This window comes from Nocardia crassostreae (assembly GCF_001613405.1).
GTDB classification, from domain to species: Bacteria; Actinomycetota; Actinomycetes; order Mycobacteriales; family Mycobacteriaceae; genus Nocardia; species Nocardia crassostreae.
In genome coordinates, this window is the sequence record NZ_BDCH01000035.1 from 67077 (window position 1) to 84036 (window position 16960).

The window sequence follows — 16960 nt, forward strand, 5'->3', positions numbered from 1 at the left end:
CAGCGCTCGGGTATCCGAGGGGCGAATGTGACTGGACGCATCGCCTACTGTGTGCGGCGCCTCGCACTGTTTCCGACCGTCTTGGTGGCGGTTTTCGTTGGTGCGTTCATCGCGGTGGCGGCACAGTGGATCTTGCGTCGCGTCATCGGTACGAACCCGACCGCAGTAGCGGCACCGATCGATATCACGAGAGTCTCACTGACCATCGTTGGCGGAATCGGCGGTGTAGTCGTCCTTGTCGTCGCTTACCGACGCCAGCGTGACGTCGAACAGAGTCGCTTTGTCGACCGGTTTGGTGCTGCGGCCTCGCAGCTCGGAGACCGTGACGTTGCCATTCGAATCGCCGGGGTGTACGCGATGGCGGGTGCTGCCGACGAATCCGATGGGCTTCGCCGTCAGCAGTGCATCGACGTCCTCTGTGGCTACCTGCGTCTTCCGTACGATCCAAGGCACGGCAGCAGTGGCCGTACCAAGTTGGTAACCACTGTCCCCCGCGTAGTCCAAGGCTGTGACCGCGGTGAGGTCGAAGAGCACGTCGAGTATCGACAGAACGACAGAGAGGTTCGCGACACTATCGTCCGTGTGATAACCGACCGACTCCGACCCGAAGCCGAATATAGCTGGTCGAAAAGCAATTTTGACTTTCGAACCGCATATCTCGAGGAAGCGGACTTCAGTCGTGTGACCTTTTCGAGCCTTGCGCGGTTCGGCAGAGTGACGTTCGCGAACGACGCGTGGTTCACAGATGCGCACTTCCCTGGCAACGCCTGGTTCACCCGCGCGAAGTTCCTGGCGGATGCCAGATTCGAGCGTGCGGTGTTCCGTCGTGACGCCTGGTTCGCACACGCCGATTTCGATGGCGTCGCGTGGTTCAAGGATGCGCGCTTCTGCGGCCTGTCCCGATTCACGATGTCAGCTTCGGTGGCGGCGGCGAGTACCGTGGCGCAGACTTCGGTGTGAAGCGTGCATCCTTCGCTGCGCCACGACGGTGGGGACCAGTTCCGCCGAGCTTTGACTGGGACCAAGATCCCGCCATCAACCCCGCGAACATCGAGCCCCGCCATTGGCCACCTTGTTGATGTTTGCTGTAGCCGGTCTGCAAGCTGGCTTCTGGACGCTGCGGCCCCGGCTGCCTGATTCTCCGGGGCCGCAACGCTCGGAGCGGCTCAGCCACGTGCGGTCAATGACGGAATTTCAGCCACAGCCCGCCGACGGTGATGATGAACAGCGTGGCGGCTGCTATGACGCGCGGCTCACCATGGGTGATATCCACCAGCACGAGCATGCTCGCGATGATCAGAAAGAGGATGCAACCGTCGATGAGCACATGGCGTAATCCGCGGCGCCGCACTGGCTGGCCGGTAGATGGGGGATCCGCCGGATCAGGGAGTCCATTGGCCCAGGAATCGACTGGACCGAGGATTCGGCTGGTGAAGGGTCTTCCGGATCGCTGGCCTCTGGGGGCATTATCAAGTGGGCCGCCTCTCTATGTGTGTCCAAGTCCCGGGCCGATCGGCAGCCCGACCTGCAAACCGCGGTTGCCGATCAGCTCCGGAGCGGCAACCGGATGGTCGTCCGCATCTGAAATTCAATGTTGCAGACAGGTTTTTGGTCCACCCCTGAAAACTTGCTGAGCTCAAATTTCCCGCCTGTCCACCGGTTATCGGCTGGCTGCAACGGTTTTCGGTCGCAAATCGCTGGTTTCTCATGCGCCTCAGCGAGGTTTCGGTCACACTATTGCCCGCAAAGGGGGATCAAGCGACTGTTGACCGAAGGAGAAGTCTGTGTCGGAACGGAAACGTGGGGGTCGACCACTCGATGTCAATCCGGACAAATTGCCCAAGCGAATGCCTGATAATGTCAAGTCGCTGGTTATCGGGCTGAAGTTGCTGATGAACCGGGCTCGCTTGTCCTACGGCGAAGTGTCTGTGCAAGGTGGCCTGCACCTCGGTTCGCAGGCCTTCCATGACCGACTAAAGCGGTTGTCGGGACCGCCCGTCGATGCGTACTGGGCGATTCTGACATGCGCCGCCGCCGAGTTGGATACAACCATCGACGAACTACACGCAGAACTGCAACCCGACTTCAATCTCGTATACGGGCAGGCGGCTGGCAATCACTCCGACGGGCTATCCCGGATGCGCACTGCGCCATCGGGTGTCGTCGAGATCATCGTGACTGATTCCAGTATGCAAACCAAGTGGTTGCATTTCATGCTGCGGAATGCTCAGGAAGCCGAAGCTATCGCTGGGCTGGAGGATCAGTTCCACGGCGACAATGTGGCGTTGGCGGCCTCACTGATCGATATCGCCAAGATCGACAAGTTCGAAGTGGGGCTCTTCCTCGATGAGATCACTCGGCAAATGCCATCGCAAGCCCAGAAAATCCACCGCGCGATCTTGGACTCGGACGAGCAGATCGCGGCCGTCATCCTCGAGGTCTGCAACCTATCCTCCGAATCCGACGACCACACGGACCACCAGGATCCGAAGGTCCTGATCGATGACGATCCCGATATAGGCGCTGGCCGCAGGATAGCTGCGATGCTTGAGCAGAAGCGCGGAATCGGCCGCACTGTGCGCGAAATCCAGATGCGCGTCAAGGTCGATCTCGACCTCGCTGAGAAGGAACGCAGACGTACGATCCGGCGGCGGAACGCGCGCGCTGCGACCACAGAGGCCAGACGCCGACGGCAGGGCACCTGTCGGAGACCGAAGTGCAGCACCTCATTCCAGCATCTGCTCTTCGGCATAATGACTTACGATGCGATCCGGGGGCCGCGATGGTTGGCCGATCTGCTGCTGGCCTTGCACAACGCGGCGGACATCGTCTCGCTGAGTCATTGCGTCACAGCCCTTTTCGATCTCCGCCGCCAACATGGCCAGCCCGTTTTCCGCGCGGCGTCCAGGGTCTTCGAAAACATGACCACCGAGGCCGTCCTTACGATCCTGTCCGGTTTGTGTACCGATGAGCGTTTGTGCGACGAGGACGACGGTGAGGCGACCTTCGAGGATCTGGACGCGGTGCTGTGGGCACTCGATGACGTTGATCTCGTGCCAGTAACCCAGACCGTCGCCAAGCTGCCAGCGGGGGCCGCGCTGAGCATCGGGTATTTCGTGGAAAAGCTGCCGAAGAGCTCGTCGTTCTGGCGAAGACTGATGTCGGGTCAGGACGGGTATCTCGCTGGCGACCTGCTCGAGCGTGCCGTAATTGATTGGATGAGCTGGGATCTCGGAGCGGTTCCACCCGAGGATTTCGCGCCGCTGAAGGACATCGCGCATGCGCTGATCGACGTTGATGCCGCCCATCGGATTCCCCGAACGCCACGCGAAACACCGAAGAAGAGATCGCCGGTGACGGAGATGATGCAGCTCCTGCTCAGGAACTGTCCGACCGTCGCGGTGCTGGTTCTGCTGGCGATGCTGCTCGATAAGCATCCGCGGTGTCTCGGGTTCCTGCATGAGCTGGCGGATGACAGCGCCGCTCTGAATGTGCTCGTCGAGACCATTCTGGCCGCGCCTTCCACCACCGCACGGTTGCGGCTGTTCGAGCAAATAGAGATCAAGCGAACCAAGCAGCCGATCTGCCGAATCTTCGACATCGACTTCGACCCTTCGATGCGCAGTGCTCATGCCGAGGGGATCCAGCCTTCGGTCTCCTTCAGCGAGTCCTTGCTGACCGCGCTCGCCGAGAACGACCCGAGCGGCCCTTGGGGCCGCGCCCGCGAGTGCCTGCGTGCCAACGACCTCGTCGGCGCCACATCCTTGCTTGACGGCCCTGCTGGATGGCCGCGAGCCTGACGAGCTGGACTGCGCCAAGGCGGTCTGGATCCCCGAATTGAAAGGTTTGTGCCACACAGTGTTCGGCCAGCGCTGCGGCCTCGCTCGCATTCACTGCCAGACCGACTGTGGGGCCACGTAAACAAGAAGGGCGGGCATGATCATCGACCATGCCCGCCGTTCGGTGCCGAGTGTGGGACTCGAACCCACACGTCCTTTCGGACAACGGTTTTTGAGACCGTCGCGTCTGCCAGTTCCGCCAACCCGGCGCACCAGGGGAGAACTATAGCGGGTTACAGGCGCGGTGAACTAATCGGCGGGGTGGTGTTGTGATGCTGGTCGGTTTGCGCTGGGTAGATGGGTTGCGCGGAGGGGCAAACGGTACTCTTTGGGTACTCGGGTACGTGCCGATCCGTCGAGGGTGGCTTCGGACCGGTGTGCGTCGGGTGTTGATATCGGAAGCGACAGGGGTTCATCTATGGGAACGACAGCAGGGGGCGGTTCGAATAGGGATGCTGCGGCGTCCGCCCCCAAGCGGGTGGTGGTTGCCGAAGACGAGGCGCTCATCCGGATGGATCTCGTCGAGATGCTCTCCGAAGAGGGCTACCTGGTGGTGGGTGAGGCGGGCGACGGGCAGCAGGCCGTGGACCTCGCCGAGGAGCTGCGTCCGGATTTGGTGATCATGGACGTGAAGATGCCGCGGCGCGACGGAATCGATGCCGCCGCCGAGATCGCGTCGAAACGCGTTGCGCCGGTGGTCATCCTGACCGCCTTCAGCCAGCGGGACCTGGTCGAGCGGGCGCGCGACGCCGGGGCCATGGCCTACCTGGTGAAACCGTTCACGAAATCGGATCTGGTGCCCGCCATCGAATTGGCCGCCAGCCGCTTCCACGAGATCACGGCGTTGGAAGGCGAAGTCGCGAATCTGTCCGACCGCCTGGAAACCCGCAAGCTGGTGGAGCGTGCCAAGGGTGTGCTGATGCAGACTCAGGGCCTATCCGAGCCGCAGGCATTCAAATGGATCCAGCGGACCGCCATGGATCGCCGCACCACGATGAAGGCGGTCGCCGAGGTCGTGCTGGAGAACCTCGCGCCGAAGTAAGTCGTTCGCTCGCTATTGCCTCTCGTGTTGCCCCTATTTTGCTGACCCCGTTAACACGGATGTAACACGAGAGGCACATTAGTTTGTTGCGATGTCACATGGATGATCCGAATGTGATGCGCAGCTAACGTGGCGAGACTATGTTCTGATCCGGGCCGATCGATGAGGCGGCCGCCCCGGCACACGCCGGGGAGCACAGAACATAGAGGTGAATCTCGTGCTTGGTTCTATGACGCGCAGTTCCGCGTCGACCCTGCGGCGTGGCCGCATGGTGCGGAACGCGGTGATTCTGGGGGCGGCTGCCGCTCTCTCACTGGCGGGCTGCAGCGACAAGTCGACCGACAATGGCAGCGGCACCACCGGTGGTGGCGGCGCCGCGCTGACCATTCAGCCGGTGGTCCAGGTGGATCAGGACGGCAAGGAGGTCGCCGCGGGCGACTCCTCCGCGGCCGCGACCGCCGCCGGTGACGGCAAGGCCACCTGCTCCCCGGCCGCCATCGCCATGGCCGGGCCGCTCACCGGCCCGAACGCCAACCTCGGCCTCAATATCGTCCGCGGAGTGAAACTCGCGATCGACGAGTTCAACAAGGCCAATGCGGGCTGCAAGATCACCCTCAAGGAATTCGACACCGAGGGCAATCCGCAGAAGGCCACCCAGGTCATCCCGACGATCATCAACGATCCCTCGATCGTCGGCCTGATCGGCCCCACCTTCTCCGGTGAGACCAAGGCGACCGGTCAGGTGCCCAGCGATGCGGGCCTGCTCGCGCTGACCCCGTCGGCCACCAACCCGGATCTCACCAAGAACGGCTGGAAGACCTTCTTCCGCGGCCTCGGCAATGACGCGGTGCAGGGCCCGGCGGTCGCCAAGTACCTGGCCTCCGGCGGCAAGTACAAGAAGATCTGCGTCGTCAAGGACAACACCGAGTACGGCACCGGTCTGGCGGCCAACCTGACCAGCACCCTCGGCTCCATCGCCGATGCCAGCTGCGTCGCCGACGTCAAGGAAGGCGACAAGGACTTCTCCGCCGTCGTCTCCAAGCTGAACTCCGCCAAGCCGGACGCCATCTACTACGCCGGTTACTACGCCGAGGCCGCCCCGCTGGTGCAGCAGCTGCGTTCCGGTGGCGTGACCGCCGAGTTCATCTCCGCGGACGGCACCAAGGATGTCGAGTTCGTCAAGCAGGCCGGTGACGCGTCCAAGGACGCGCTGCTCTCCTGCCCGTGTGGTCCGGCTCCGGACTCCTTCGCCAAGGCGTACAAGGAGTCGAGCGGCTTCGAGGCCGGTACCTACTCGGTCGAGGGCTACGACCTCACCACCATCGTGCTGAAGGCCATCGCCTCGGGTAAGACGTCGCGCGCCGACGTCGTCGAGTTCGTGCGCACCTACTCCGGTCAGGGTCTGGCTCGCCAGTACTCATGGTGCTCGAGCGGTGAGCTGGCCAAGGCCTTGATCTGGATGTACCAGGTCAAGTAATCCCACCTTCTATTAGAAACAGCGTGTGCCGGATCTCCGATGGACTGCTCACGAGGCGGTCCTTCCGGCACACGCTGTTTCACGATGGCGAGAGTAACGAATGAGTTCATCCGCATTGGTCGATGCGACCCTGCTGGCGAGCGGGTCCATCGATTTCAACGTCTCGGGTGTGGTCGACCAATTCTGGCGACTCGCCGTGGACGGATTGGCCTACGGCTCGATCTACGCACTGGTCGCGGTGGGTTACACCCTGGTTTACGGTGTACTCCGGCTGATCAATTTCGCCCACTCGGAAATCTTCATGTTGGGCATGTTCGGCCAGTACGTCGGACTGATGCTGCTCGGGTTCAGTCCCAGCGGAAATGTCTATTCACAGGGCGTCCTCCTGACAATCGTATTCCTGGGCCTGGCGATGCTTTTCGGCATGCTGGTCTCGGGCGCGGCGGCGGTCGGCCTGGAACGGGTGGTCTATCGGCCCCTGCGCAAACGCGGTGCGAAACCGCTCATCTTCCTGATCACGGCGATCGGCGCATCGTTCGTGATCCAGGAGTTCGTGCACTATGTGCTGCCGAAGTTCTGGCCTGATCTGGGTGGCACCAATGCCCAGCAGCCGATCATGCTGGTGAAACCCACCGAGCAATTCTCGATCTTCGACGCACCGGTGACGAATGTGACGTTGGTGATCATCGGCGCGGCCATCGCCTTGGCGATCGCGACCGAATACGTCATCAACAGAACGAAATTCGGCCGCGGCATTCGCGCCGTGGCCCAGGATCCCGATACCGCGACGCTCATGGGCGTCTCGCGGGAGCGGGTAATCATGCTGACCTTCCTCATCGGTGGTCTGCTGGCCGGCGCCGCCGCGCTGCTCTACACGCTCAAGATCCCCAACGGCATCATCTATTCCGGCGGATTCATCTTGGGCATCAAGGCCTTCAGCGCCGCCGTGCTCGGCGGTATCGGCAATCTGCGCGGCGCGCTGCTGGGCGGCCTGCTGCTCGGGCTGGCGGAGAACTACGGTCAGATTCTGTTCGGCACCCAGTGGCGTGACGTGGTCGCGTTCGTGGTGCTGGTGGCCGTGCTGATGATCCGGCCGACCGGTATTCTCGGCGAGAGCCTGGGGAAGGCGCGAGTATGACAAACGTGGCGAAAACCCCTGGGACACCGGGAACTTCGAGCGATACCCCGCAGCGGCGCGGTATCGGTGACGCACTGCGCACGTGGTGGGAAGGACTGTCCCGCGCTCAGCAGTGGGGCGTCGGCGTGCCCGCGGTGCTGTTGCTGGCCCTGCTGCCGTTGTTCCCCCCGCCGCTGATCGACACTCCCGGAACGAGTTTCGGCGGCGAAATGGCGCAGTTCGCCATGGTCGCGCTCATTGCCATCGGCCTGAATGTCGTTGTCGGCCAAGCGGGTCTGCTCGACCTCGGCTACGTCGGCTTCTACGCCGTCGGCGCCTACACCGTCGGCCTGCTGACCAGCCCCAACAGTCCGTGGAATCAAACCGACGGCGGCTGGCTGAACAAGGAATGGGGCTGGCTGGCCTGTGTGCCGCTGGCCATCGCGTTCACCGCCATGTCGGGTCTGATCCTGGGCTCGCCGACGCTGCGGTTGCGCGGTGATTATCTGGCCATCGTGACCCTCGGCTTCGGTGAGATCGTGCGATTGCTCGCCGACAATCTCGGTGAAATCACCAATGGCAGTCTGGGTCTGGCCGGTATCGCCTATCCGCGGGTCGGCGTCTCGGATTCCCATCCCAACGGTTATTTCTCCTCGGGCAATCTCGGTAATCCGGAGGCCACGAGTCTGCTGGACAAGGCGAATTCCGGTACCTGGTGGTATTGGCTCGGCATGCTCCTGGTCATCATCGTGCTCATTGTCGTCGGCAATCTCGAGCGCAGCCGCGTCGGCCGCGCCTGGGTCGCCATTCGCGAGGACGAGGACGCCGCCGAGATCATGGGCGTGCCGACCTTCAAGTTCAAGCTGTGGGCGTTCACCATCGGCGCCGCGGTCGGCGGTCTGTCCGGTGCGCTCTATGCCGGTCAGGTGCAGTTCATCAACCCGACCGGGTTCAACATCATCAACTCCATGCTGTTCCTGTGCGCGGTCGTCATCGGCGGTCAGGGCAATAAGCTGGGCGTGATCGTGGGCGCGTTCCTCATCGTGTACCTGCCCAACCGCTTCATGTCGGTGGAGGTCGCCGATCAGTCGCTGGGCGATTACAAGTACCTGTTCTTCGGCTTGGCGCTCATGGTGGTGATGGTCTTCCGCCCGCAGGGTCTGTTCCCGGTGCGGCAGAAGCTGCTCGCCTATGCGCGGCAGGTGTATCGAGCCGTGCACCGGACTCCGGAGCCCGCGGCGCAGACGAGTGGAGGTCAGCGATAACCGGGCCGGGCGCCGGTGGCGCGCTGTTCGACAACGAGGATATGGCCGCGGGCTATCAGGACCTGGAGCAAGAGGCCAGCGCGGGCACCGTGGACGTGACCGAGGTGCTGCCCGCCCTGGGCGATGCCAAGGCGGTCGCGGAAGTCGTTGCCCCGCACCGGGAAATCGCCACGGCCGTCGGCGCGCCGCTGCTGCGCACCGAGGGGCTGACGGTGAAGTTCGGTGGTCTCACCGCGCTCGACGATGTGAGTTTCGAGATCCGCCGCGGCGAGATCCTGGGCCTCATCGGACCCAATGGCGCGGGCAAGACCACCTGCTTCAATGCCATCAGCGGCGTGTATCAGCCCAGCGGCGGCACGGTCTACTTCGACGGGCAGCCGTTGACCAAGACCAAGCGCAATGAGATCACCCGGCTCGGCATTGCCCGCACCTTCCAGAACATTCGCCTGTTCTCGGAGATGACGGCGCTGGAGAACGTGGTGGTCGGCACCGACGCGCGGCACAAGACCTCGGTCCCGGGCGCGGTCTTCCGTACCGCCCGGCATCGCCGCGAGGAGCGCGACGCCATCGAAAGAGGCATGGCGCTACTGGAATTCGTGGGTATCGCCCCGCGGGCCGTCGAGAAGGCGCGCAACCTCTCCTACGGCGATCAGCGCCGCCTGGAGATCGCCCGCGCCCTGGCGACGGAGCCGAAGCTGCTCTGCCTGGACGAGCCCGCCGCCGGGTTCAACCCGTCGGAGAAGTCCGCGCTCATGGATCTCATCCGTAAGATCCGCGACGACGGTTTCACCGTCCTGCTGATCGAGCACGATATGCGACTGGTCATGGGCGTGACCGACCGCATTGTCGTCCTGGAATTCGGGCGCAAGATCGCCGACGGCCTGCCCGCCGCGATTCGCGAGGATCCCAAGGTGATCGCCGCCTATCTCGGCGTGCCCGACGAGGAAGTAGGTGACCGGCAGTGACGTCTCTCGAGAAGTCCGAGACCGAGCTCGACAAGTCCACCCCGCTCCTCCAGGTCGAGGACATGGTGGTGAACTACGGCAGAATCTAAGCCCTGCACGGTATTTCACTGAAGGTGGCGCAGGGCGAGCTGGTCACCCTGCTCGGCGCCAATGGCGCGGGCAAGACGACCACCATGCGCGCCCTGTCCGGTCTGCTCCCGCTGACCGGCGGCCGCATCCTGTTCGAGGGCCGCGACATCACCCGCATGAAGGCCCACGAGCGCGTGGGCCTGATCCAGGCGCCCGAAGGCCGGGGCGTCTTCCCCGGCATGACGGTCCAGGAAAACCTCGACATGGGCCACTACGGCCGCCCGTTCAAGGAGAAGACCGAATACCAGAAGACCCTCGACTGGGTCTTCGACCTCTTCCCCCGTGTGAAGGAGCGCCGCGACCAGGTAGGCGGCACCCTCTCCGGCGGCGAGCAGCAAATGGTGGCCATCGCCCGCTCCCTCATGGCCCGCCCCAAACTGCTCCTCCTGGACGAACCCTCAATGGGCTTGGCCCCCATGGTCATCCAGCAGATCTTCCGCATCATCGCGGATATCAACGCCCAGGGCACCACCGTCCTCCTGGTCGAGCAGAACGCCCAACAGGCCCTCACCCGCAGCGACCGCGCCTACATCCTGGAAACCGGCGAGGTAACCAAAACCGGCGAAGGCCGTGCGCTGTTGCACGACCCAGCGGTCAAGTCCGCCTACCTCGGCGTCGGCTGACATCCGCCCAAAAACTTCGGGCCCGTCCCCCAGAATCTGGGTGACGGGCCCGAAGCGTTTTGCAGGGGCGACAGGACTTGAACCTGCAACCTGCGGTTTTGGAGACCGCTGCTCTGCCAGTTGAGCTACGCCCCTTGGTGCGCTTGGCGCGGAGTGAGATTATCAGCTCGCGGAGCCGGGGCGAAATCGGTTTTCACGCACTGTGGGGCGGCGCAACGTTTGGGCTGATCAGGGGGTGGCCGGACGGTTTCGGTGGTGTTCCCTAGGCAGTGCGAGTCGTTCAGTTGGCGAGGTTGCGGAGTTGCTCGACGAGTCCGACGATCCTGCCGATCGTGTCCAGGTTGCCAAGCGATTCGGGAATCAGGTCCGCCAGCCGTCGCCAGCGCCGCGCGACTCGGGACGGATCGGGTTCGTCGCTGTCGACTGCTTCGATGACATCGTCCACGTCCTCGGGTTCAACGGATTCGGTGTCCTCTCGGGCAATCCGCGCGCGCAGCTGCACGAGCTCGGCCCGCAGCGCGGTGAGCGTCTCCGCCAGTTGGTCGGCATCGGCGGAACCGAACTGCACGTTTCCTTCGAATCGGCCTGTGTTACCCGAACCGCCTATGTTGCCGGCAACGACCTGTCCGTGATTGATGCTGACATTCGATGTGCCTGGCTCGTTCTGGGTCATTGCGATTCTCCTATAACTAGTTTTCGGCTTCTATGGGCTTTCCGGAATCGCCATCATTGGACTCGATCGAGCCGGTATTGCTCTGCCCGCCAATGTTTCCTGCGATCACATTCGAATTGTTGAGGATTGTCGAGTTGAAGATCTGGGTTGCCATCTGACTCAATCCCTTGGCGGTGATCTTCCTCTCGTCGAGGTACCGCTGAATCGCGTCGAGCACACGACGTTCCAGGATTTTCAGATACCGGTCGCAGTCGGCTTCCTGGAACAAGTTGTTGAGTCGATTGCCCTGGGCCAGCTCACGCACACTGACCGCGGCGCCGAACATGTGCGCCGCCTGCTCCGGAGTGCGCCACTCGCCATCGCGGGGCAGGACTCGGTCGCGTACCCCGCGCACGACATCGATCATGCGGGACGGTGCGGTCGAAGGAAGCAACGCTAGCTCTGCTGCGGCCGCCCACATGGCGCGCAGCTCCAGCATTCTCGGCGGGTTGTCGACATGGCGGAACGCGCCGGCGACGGGTGGTAGCACGAAGGCATGCCAGTCCACCACCAGCATCTGTTGTTCGCACCCGACGTGGAGATAGCCCGAAACGGCGAGTTGGCGTGCCCAGCCTTCCAACCTGAAGCACCGGTAGAAGCGCAACCATTCGGGTGATTGATTGGCGAAGTGATTCCACGCCTCCTCGGCCAGGCGGGGCACATTTCCGGCGTACAACTGCGCCATCAGTGCGTCACCGCCCGGCGCGTACGGGAGATCAACGGCCGACAGCATTGCCCAGCGGCTGATCTCCAGGTCCGCGAAACGCCAGCCCGGCGTGAGGTTGGGGGCCTCGCGGAGCTTCTCGAGGTCGTCGGCGACATACTTCTGCAAGTCGGAGGGGAGAAAGGTGGGAACCTGCGGCGGGGCATCCGATTTGCTGTTCGACGCACGCAGTTCGAACGCGGCCGACCACGAGCGCACGCGGGTTCCGGCTCCGAGGAATGGACGATTGCCGCGGTAGACGATCACCTCGTCCGATCTCGCCCGCATGCGCTGAGTATCATCATCGGCAATCCGGCGTAGTCGATCGGCATATGGGGCGCAGGTTCGCATCAAGTCTTTCGGCAATGGCGCGGTCGGATCCCACGTGGCGAAGCCGTACCGGTTGTTGACGGTGCTCCACGGCAGATATTCCTTGGCCACCAGGACGCCGTACATGGTCGGCACCAGGACGCCGAAGCTGATCAGTGCCAGCACCGCTGGAGCGGACACATCCGGAATATCGATCAGGAGCAAGAACCATCCGAGAAGTGGAAGAACCACCAGTGGCGACACGGACCACATCGCTGCCGTGACCCACCAGCGCACGGTTGGATCGTTGAGTTCCAGGCCGAACTTGGACAGGAACTTGGAAGACGCGAGCCCCAGGGTCAAGACCGAGCAGAACCTCCAGATCATGGCCGACAGCAGCCATATCAAGGTCAGTGGCAAGGCGAACAGCGCCATGATCGTGAGCAGCGCCAACAGGACGGCATTCAAACGCCTGCGACGCGCTTGTGCGGCCACCGCTTCGCAGAGCACCACTTCGGCTCGCACTCCGGGCGACGGCGGAATTGCCCGGTTGGGCTCGATCAGAAATTCTTCGATGAGCAGATCTGCGAACTGGTCGTCGAGATGTGCGGCCGAGGCCAGGATGCGTGTGGCGTGATCCACCCGTTCGGTGGCCGATGACGTCATGAAGTGAATCCCCATTGCCATTGAAATACATTGGCGGGCAAAGGCTATCAAGGAATATCAGGCGTTGCGCTGGATTCCCCAGGGCGGTCATGACCATGGCGGTCGGTATTCGTTGTGCGGCGTGTTCGGCCCGGTGGCGGCGGATGTCGGAGTGGCTCCCTAGACTCTGACGGGTGACCTCTGCCTCTACCGATCAACGTCCGAGTGCTGTGTCCGCTTCTACCTCTGGTGAGCAGCCGACGCTGCTGTTGCTGGATGGGCATTCGCTGGCCTATCGCGCGTTCTATGCGTTGCCGGCGGAGAACTTCAAGACCGCGGGTGGGCAGACCACCAATGCGGTTTATGGGTTCACGGCTATGTTGATCAACCTGTTGCGGGATGAGAAGCCTACGCATGTGGCGGCGGCTTTCGATGTGAGCCGGAAGACGTTCCGGACCGAGGCGTATCCGGAGTACAAGGCGAACCGGATCTCGACGCCGGACGAGTTCCGCGGGCAGGTGGAGACCACCCAGGAGGTGCTGGGGGCGCTGGGGATTCCGGTCATGGCCATCGACGGGTACGAGGCCGACGATGTGATCGCGACGCTCACCACGCAGGCGGTGCCGGAGGGGTTCCGCGTGCTCATCGTGACGGGCGACCGCGATGCGCTGCAGTTGGTGAACGGCGACGTCACCGTGCTGTACCCGAAGAAGGGCGTCTCGGAGCTGACCCGGTTCACGCCCGCCGCCGTCGAGGAGAAGTACGGGCTCACCCCACAGCAGTATCCCGACTTCGCGGCGCTGCGCGGCGACCCGAGCGACAATCTGCCCGGCATTCCGGGCGTGGGGGAGAAGACCGCCGCCAAGTGGGTGCGCGAATACGGTGATCTGGCCACGCTGGTGGACCAGGTCGACAAGGTCAAGGGCAAGGTCGGAGATGCCTTGCGCGCCAACCTGTCCAGCGTGGTGCTCAACCGCCAGCTCACCGAGATGGTGAAGACCGTCCCGCTGCCCTACACGCCCGAGCAGCTCGCGGTGCAGCCGTGGGACCGGGAGAAGATCCACCGCCTGTTCGACGAGCTGGAATTCCGAGTCCTGCGCGACCGCCTGTTCGACACCCTCGCCCCCGTGGAGCCCGAGGCCGAATCCGGCTTCGAGATCAGCGGCGGCGCCATCGCACCCGGCGCGGTCGCCGACTGGCTGGCCGAACACGCGAAAGCCGATGCCCGCCACGGCGTTTCGGTCCTCGGTAACGGCTCGCCCATCCACGGCGACGTGCAGGCCATCGCCATTGCCGCCGCCGACGGCGAGGGCGGCTACCTCGACGTCCACGCCCTGACCCCCGAGGACGAGAAGGCCCTCGGCGCCTGGCTGGCCGATCCGGAAACCCCGAAGGCCCTGCACGAGGCCAAGTCCGCCATGCACGCCCTGCGCGGCCGCGGCTGGCAACTCGCCGGTCTCACCAGCGATACGGCGCTCGCCGCCTACCTCATCCTCCCCGGCCAGCGCACCTTCAACCTCGAAGACCTCTCCCTGCGCTACCTCAGCCGCGAACTGCGCGTCGACAATGCGGGCGAAACCCAGCTCTCCCTCCTCGACGACGAGGACCAGGTCGACGAGGAAGCCGCCAAGGCCGGAATCCTGCGCGCCCGAGCCGTTTCCGACCTCGCCGACGCCTTCGACGCCGAACTCGAGCGCATCGAATCCACCGCCCTGCTCGGCGATATGGAACTCCCGCTGCTGAGCGTGCTGGCCGACCTCGAGCACGCGGGCATCGCCGTCGACTCGGCGCAACTGGAGGACCTCCAGCGCGAATTCGCCGACCGCGTGGCCGATGCCGCCAATGCCGCCTACGGCGTCATCGGCAAGCAGATCAACCTGGGTTCCCCGAAGCAGCTCCAGGTCGTCCTGTTCGACGAACTGGACATGCCGAAGACCAAGCGCACCAAAACCGGCTACACCACCGACGCCGACGCCCTCGAGAGTCTCTACGAGAAGACCCAGCATCCGTTCCTGCAACACCTGCTGGAACACCGCGACGCCACCCGCCTCAAGGTCACCGTCGACGGCCTGCTCAAGTCGGTGGCCGATGACGGCCGCATCCACACCACCTTCAACCAGACGGTGGCCGCCACCGGTCGCCTCTCCTCGACCGAGCCCAATCTCCAGAACATCCCCATCCGCACCGACACCGGCCGCCGCATCCGCGACACCTTCGTCGTGGGCCCGAACTACGAGTCGCTCATGACAGCCGACTACAGCCAGATCGAAATGCGCATCATGGCCCACCTGTCCAAGGACGAGGGCCTGATCGAAGCCTTCAACTCCGGCGAAGACCTGCACAACTTCGTCGCTTCCAAGGCCTTCGACATCCCGATCTCCGAGGTCGACCCGGAGCTGCGCCGCCGCATCAAGGCCATGTCCTACGGCCTGGCCTACGGCCTCTCCGCCTACGGCCTCTCCCAGCAGCTCAAGATCAGCGCCGAAGAGGCGAAGGTCCAGATGGACATCTACTTCACCCGCTTCGGCGCCATCCGCGACTACCTCCACGACGCCGTCGAACAGGCCCGCAAGGTCGGCTACACCGAAACCCTCTTCGGCCGCCGCCGCTACCTCCCCGACCTCGACTCCAGCAACCGTCAGCGCCGCGAAGCCGCCGAACGCATGGCCCTCAACGCCCCCATCCAGGGCACCGCCGCCGACATCATCAAGGTCGCCATGATCGACACTCAACGTGCCGTCCAGGCGGCGGGCCTGAAATCCCGCATGCTGCTGCAGATCCACGACGAACTCGTCTTCGAAGTGGCGCCCGGTGAACGCGAAACCCTGGAATCCCTTGCCCGGGAACACATGTCCAACGCCATCGAACTCTCCGTACCGCTGGAGGTCTCGGTGGGCGTCGGCCGTAGCTGGGACGCCGCCGCCCATTAACCCCGGGTGAGCCGAGCAATGACCGCCGCGCTGGCCTCGGAGGCGGCGCGGCAGGTCTTGGCGCATGCGGCTTCGCCGAGTTGGTCGCAGCGTTCGGCGGTGCGCGCCGTCACCTCGGCGGCGAGTTCGCACAGGGCCGCGGTCCACGAGGATTGACGGTCGAGCATGTCCCCGGCCACGCGGCACACATCCGCGCAGTCCAACAACTGGGCTATATGAGTGCGTGCTGCGTGTTTGCCACCGGAGTCCAGCGCGGTCATGACCTGGCGGATACAGGTGCGGTGACACGCCAGCAGAGCATTGATCGTCGTCTGAATATTCGGATCGGTCATCGCGATGCTCCTCCAGCGTCCGGGGGCGGGGCGGGGCAGTGTTCACGGAGGGTTCGGTCGAGCGTCCGGCAAGGTTTGCTCATTGTGGCATCCGGCCTTGGTATGGGTTCGGGTGCATGCCGGGTGACCTGCGGCGAAGTTACTCGTGGGTCGATTGCGAATATGGTTGCCAATGCGTGATCGGCACTTTATGCTCGGTGCCGTGCCGAATCCCGCCTACAGCCGCAGCGCAGCGCTCGATGTCGCCGACCGCGACCGCGCCGCGCTTATTCCGCTCACCGCGACGGTGGCTGTGGCGCGCGTACTCGTAGTTCTCCGCCGTAGCGGGGTCTGATTCGGACCGGCCCCTCGCTGCGGCCGTTGAACCTTTTTTGCTGGTCCCCTCTGCCATTTCTGGGAAGAAGTCGGGAAGACCTGTCAATGACCATCACGATCGACAACCACACCTTCATCGCCGCTGCCCCCGCGAGCCTGCGGGCCGAGAGCACCGGCCTGACCCCCGCCGAGTTCTACGACCGGTACTGCGATCACGCGGGCCCGATCAAACTCGGTGAATGGACCCACTGCCGGGCCGCGGATTTCACCGCGACACTGGAGTTCTCGGGCCATCTGCGCACCGTGACCGCCTCGGGCAGTCCGGTCGCGGCCCTGACCTCCGCTCTCTACGACGAGGGCTATCCGGTGGAGATCCTCCAGTTCCACCAGCGCCGTACCGAATACGGCACCGCCACCTTCGTGCAATGCGAGTTCAACGGCCGTCGCGGCTGGGGCGCCGCCATTGCCGACGACGGCGCCGAATCCACCGTCCGGGCCATGATCGCGGGTATCAACGCCCTCGGTTAGCTGTCGAAAACGAATGCGCCGCAACCCGA

15 protein-coding genes and 2 tRNA genes are annotated in these 16960 nt (G+C 63.8%); 11 read left to right on the forward strand and 6 right to left on the reverse strand.

The window, feature by feature from the left end; all coding sequences use genetic code 11:
* The first annotated feature begins 27 nt into the window (after nucleotides 1-27).
* Nucleotides 28-960, forward strand: coding sequence for a pentapeptide repeat-containing protein (locus NC4_RS39570; RefSeq protein WP_157555355.1), 933 nt, complete (start codon nucleotides 28-30; stop codon nucleotides 958-960).
* 220 nt (nucleotides 961-1180) lie between these two features.
* Here NC4_RS39570 and NC4_RS40695 read toward each other — a convergent pair whose 3' ends face one another.
* Nucleotides 1181-1327 carry a hypothetical protein gene (locus tag NC4_RS40695; protein ID WP_157555356.1) on the reverse strand — a complete coding sequence of 49 codons (147 nt, stop codon included), beginning with the start codon at nucleotides 1325-1327 and terminating at the stop codon, nucleotides 1181-1183.
* A 457-nt stretch (nucleotides 1328-1784) separates the two neighbouring features.
* Here NC4_RS40695 and NC4_RS32175 point away from each other — a divergent pair, with 457 nt between their 5' ends.
* On the forward strand, nucleotides 1785-3800 hold the full coding sequence (locus NC4_RS32175) for a thioredoxin domain-containing protein (RefSeq protein ID WP_157555357.1): 2016 nt from the start codon (nucleotides 1785-1787) through the stop codon (nucleotides 3798-3800).
* Between the two features lie 164 nt (nucleotides 3801-3964).
* Here the strand turns inward: NC4_RS32175 and NC4_RS32180 are convergent.
* Nucleotides 3965-4048 (reverse strand) — tRNA-Leu (locus NC4_RS32180).
* Nucleotides 4049-4257: 209 nt separating this feature from the next.
* Here NC4_RS32180 and NC4_RS32185 point away from each other — a divergent pair.
* From NC4_RS32185 to NC4_RS32210, 6 genes are all read left to right on the forward strand, one after another.
* Nucleotides 4258-4881 carry an ANTAR domain-containing response regulator gene (locus NC4_RS32185; protein WP_067546067.1) on the forward strand — a complete coding sequence of 208 codons (624 nt, stop codon included), beginning with the start codon at nucleotides 4258-4260 and terminating at the stop codon, nucleotides 4879-4881.
* Between the two features lie 229 nt (nucleotides 4882-5110).
* Nucleotides 5111-6358, forward strand: coding sequence for a branched-chain amino acid ABC transporter substrate-binding protein (locus tag NC4_RS32190; RefSeq protein WP_439957575.1), 1248 nt, complete (start codon nucleotides 5111-5113; stop codon nucleotides 6356-6358).
* 100 nt (nucleotides 6359-6458) lie between these two features.
* Nucleotides 6459-7496, forward strand: a complete 1038-nt coding sequence (locus NC4_RS32195) for a branched-chain amino acid ABC transporter permease (RefSeq protein ID WP_067546071.1) — start codon at nucleotides 6459-6461, stop codon at nucleotides 7494-7496.
* Nucleotides 7493-8740, forward strand: a complete 1248-nt coding sequence (locus NC4_RS32200; protein ID WP_067546073.1) for a branched-chain amino acid ABC transporter permease — start codon at nucleotides 7493-7495, stop codon at nucleotides 8738-8740. The genes NC4_RS32195 and NC4_RS32200 overlap by 4 nt, the downstream gene beginning before the upstream one ends.
* 41 nt (nucleotides 8741-8781) lie before the next feature.
* On the forward strand, nucleotides 8782-9705 hold the full coding sequence (locus tag NC4_RS32205; protein ID WP_067546076.1) for an ABC transporter ATP-binding protein: 924 nt from the start codon (nucleotides 8782-8784) through the stop codon (nucleotides 9703-9705).
* 92 nt (nucleotides 9706-9797) lie between these two features.
* Entirely contained in the window at nucleotides 9798-10457 is a 660-nt protein-coding gene (locus NC4_RS32210) for an ABC transporter ATP-binding protein (RefSeq protein ID WP_245722091.1), read from the forward strand.
* A gap of 62 nt (nucleotides 10458-10519) precedes the next feature.
* On the opposite strand, the gene NC4_RS32215 is transcribed toward NC4_RS32210, so the two are convergent.
* From NC4_RS32215 to NC4_RS32225, 3 genes are all read right to left on the reverse strand, one after another.
* Nucleotides 10520-10592 (reverse strand) — tRNA-Trp (locus tag NC4_RS32215).
* A gap of 145 nt (nucleotides 10593-10737) precedes the next feature.
* Nucleotides 10738-11130 (reverse strand): hypothetical protein, encoded by a 393-nt coding sequence (locus NC4_RS32220; protein ID WP_067546078.1) that lies wholly within the window; start codon nucleotides 11128-11130, stop codon nucleotides 10738-10740.
* Nucleotides 11131-11146: 16 nt separating this feature from the next.
* Nucleotides 11147-12847, reverse strand: coding sequence for an AbeC-like domain-containing protein (locus tag NC4_RS32225; RefSeq protein ID WP_157555358.1), 1701 nt, complete (start codon nucleotides 12845-12847; stop codon nucleotides 11147-11149).
* Nucleotides 12848-13020: 173 nt separating this feature from the next.
* Here NC4_RS32225 and polA point away from each other — a divergent pair, with 173 nt between their 5' ends.
* On the forward strand, nucleotides 13021-15756 hold the full coding sequence (polA, locus tag NC4_RS32230; protein WP_067546083.1) for a DNA polymerase I: 2736 nt from the start codon (nucleotides 13021-13023) through the stop codon (nucleotides 15754-15756).
* Here the strand turns inward: polA and NC4_RS32235 are convergent.
* Entirely contained in the window at nucleotides 15753-16088 is a 336-nt protein-coding gene (locus tag NC4_RS32235; RefSeq protein ID WP_067546086.1) for a four-helix bundle copper-binding protein, read from the reverse strand. The two genes, polA and NC4_RS32235, sit on opposite strands and share 4 nt — an antisense overlap.
* Nucleotides 16089-16290: 202 nt before the next feature.
* Between NC4_RS32235 and NC4_RS44230 the strand changes: the two genes are divergently transcribed.
* Both NC4_RS44230 and NC4_RS32240 read left to right on the forward strand, forming a co-directional pair.
* The gene (locus NC4_RS44230; protein WP_281186558.1) at nucleotides 16291-16422 is read left to right on the forward strand and encodes a hypothetical protein; all 132 of its coding nucleotides are present in this window, start codon (nucleotides 16291-16293) and stop codon (nucleotides 16420-16422) included.
* A gap of 86 nt (nucleotides 16423-16508) precedes the next feature.
* Nucleotides 16509-16931, forward strand: coding sequence for a 2-isopropylmalate synthase (locus NC4_RS32240; protein ID WP_067546089.1), 423 nt, complete (start codon nucleotides 16509-16511; stop codon nucleotides 16929-16931).
* Nucleotides 16932-16960 lie beyond the last annotated feature (29 nt).

Coding starts and splice junctions, on each gene's coding strand:
- NC4_RS32195 (WP_067546071.1), top strand. CDS start 6,459: ATGAGTTCATCCGCATTGGTCGATGCGACCCTGCTGGCGAGCGGGTCC.
- NC4_RS32190 (WP_439957575.1), top strand. CDS start 5,111: ATGACGCGCAGTTCCGCGTCGACCCTGCGGCGTGGCCGCATGGTGCGG.
- NC4_RS32205 (WP_067546076.1), top strand. CDS start 8,782: ATGGCCGCGGGCTATCAGGACCTGGAGCAAGAGGCCAGCGCGGGCACC.
- NC4_RS32240 (WP_067546089.1), top strand. CDS start 16,509: ATGACCATCACGATCGACAACCACACCTTCATCGCCGCTGCCCCCGCG.
- NC4_RS32220 (WP_067546078.1), bottom strand. CDS start 11,130: ATGACCCAGAACGAGCCAGGCACATCGAATGTCAGCATCAATCACGGA.
- NC4_RS32225 (WP_157555358.1), bottom strand. CDS start 12,847: ATGACGTCATCGGCCACCGAACGGGTGGATCACGCCACACGCATCCTG.
- NC4_RS32235 (WP_067546086.1), bottom strand. CDS start 16,088: ATGACCGATCCGAATATTCAGACGACGATCAATGCTCTGCTGGCGTGT.
- NC4_RS32200 (WP_067546073.1), top strand. CDS start 7,493: ATGACAAACGTGGCGAAAACCCCTGGGACACCGGGAACTTCGAGCGAT.
- NC4_RS32185 (WP_067546067.1), top strand. CDS start 4,258: ATGGGAACGACAGCAGGGGGCGGTTCGAATAGGGATGCTGCGGCGTCC.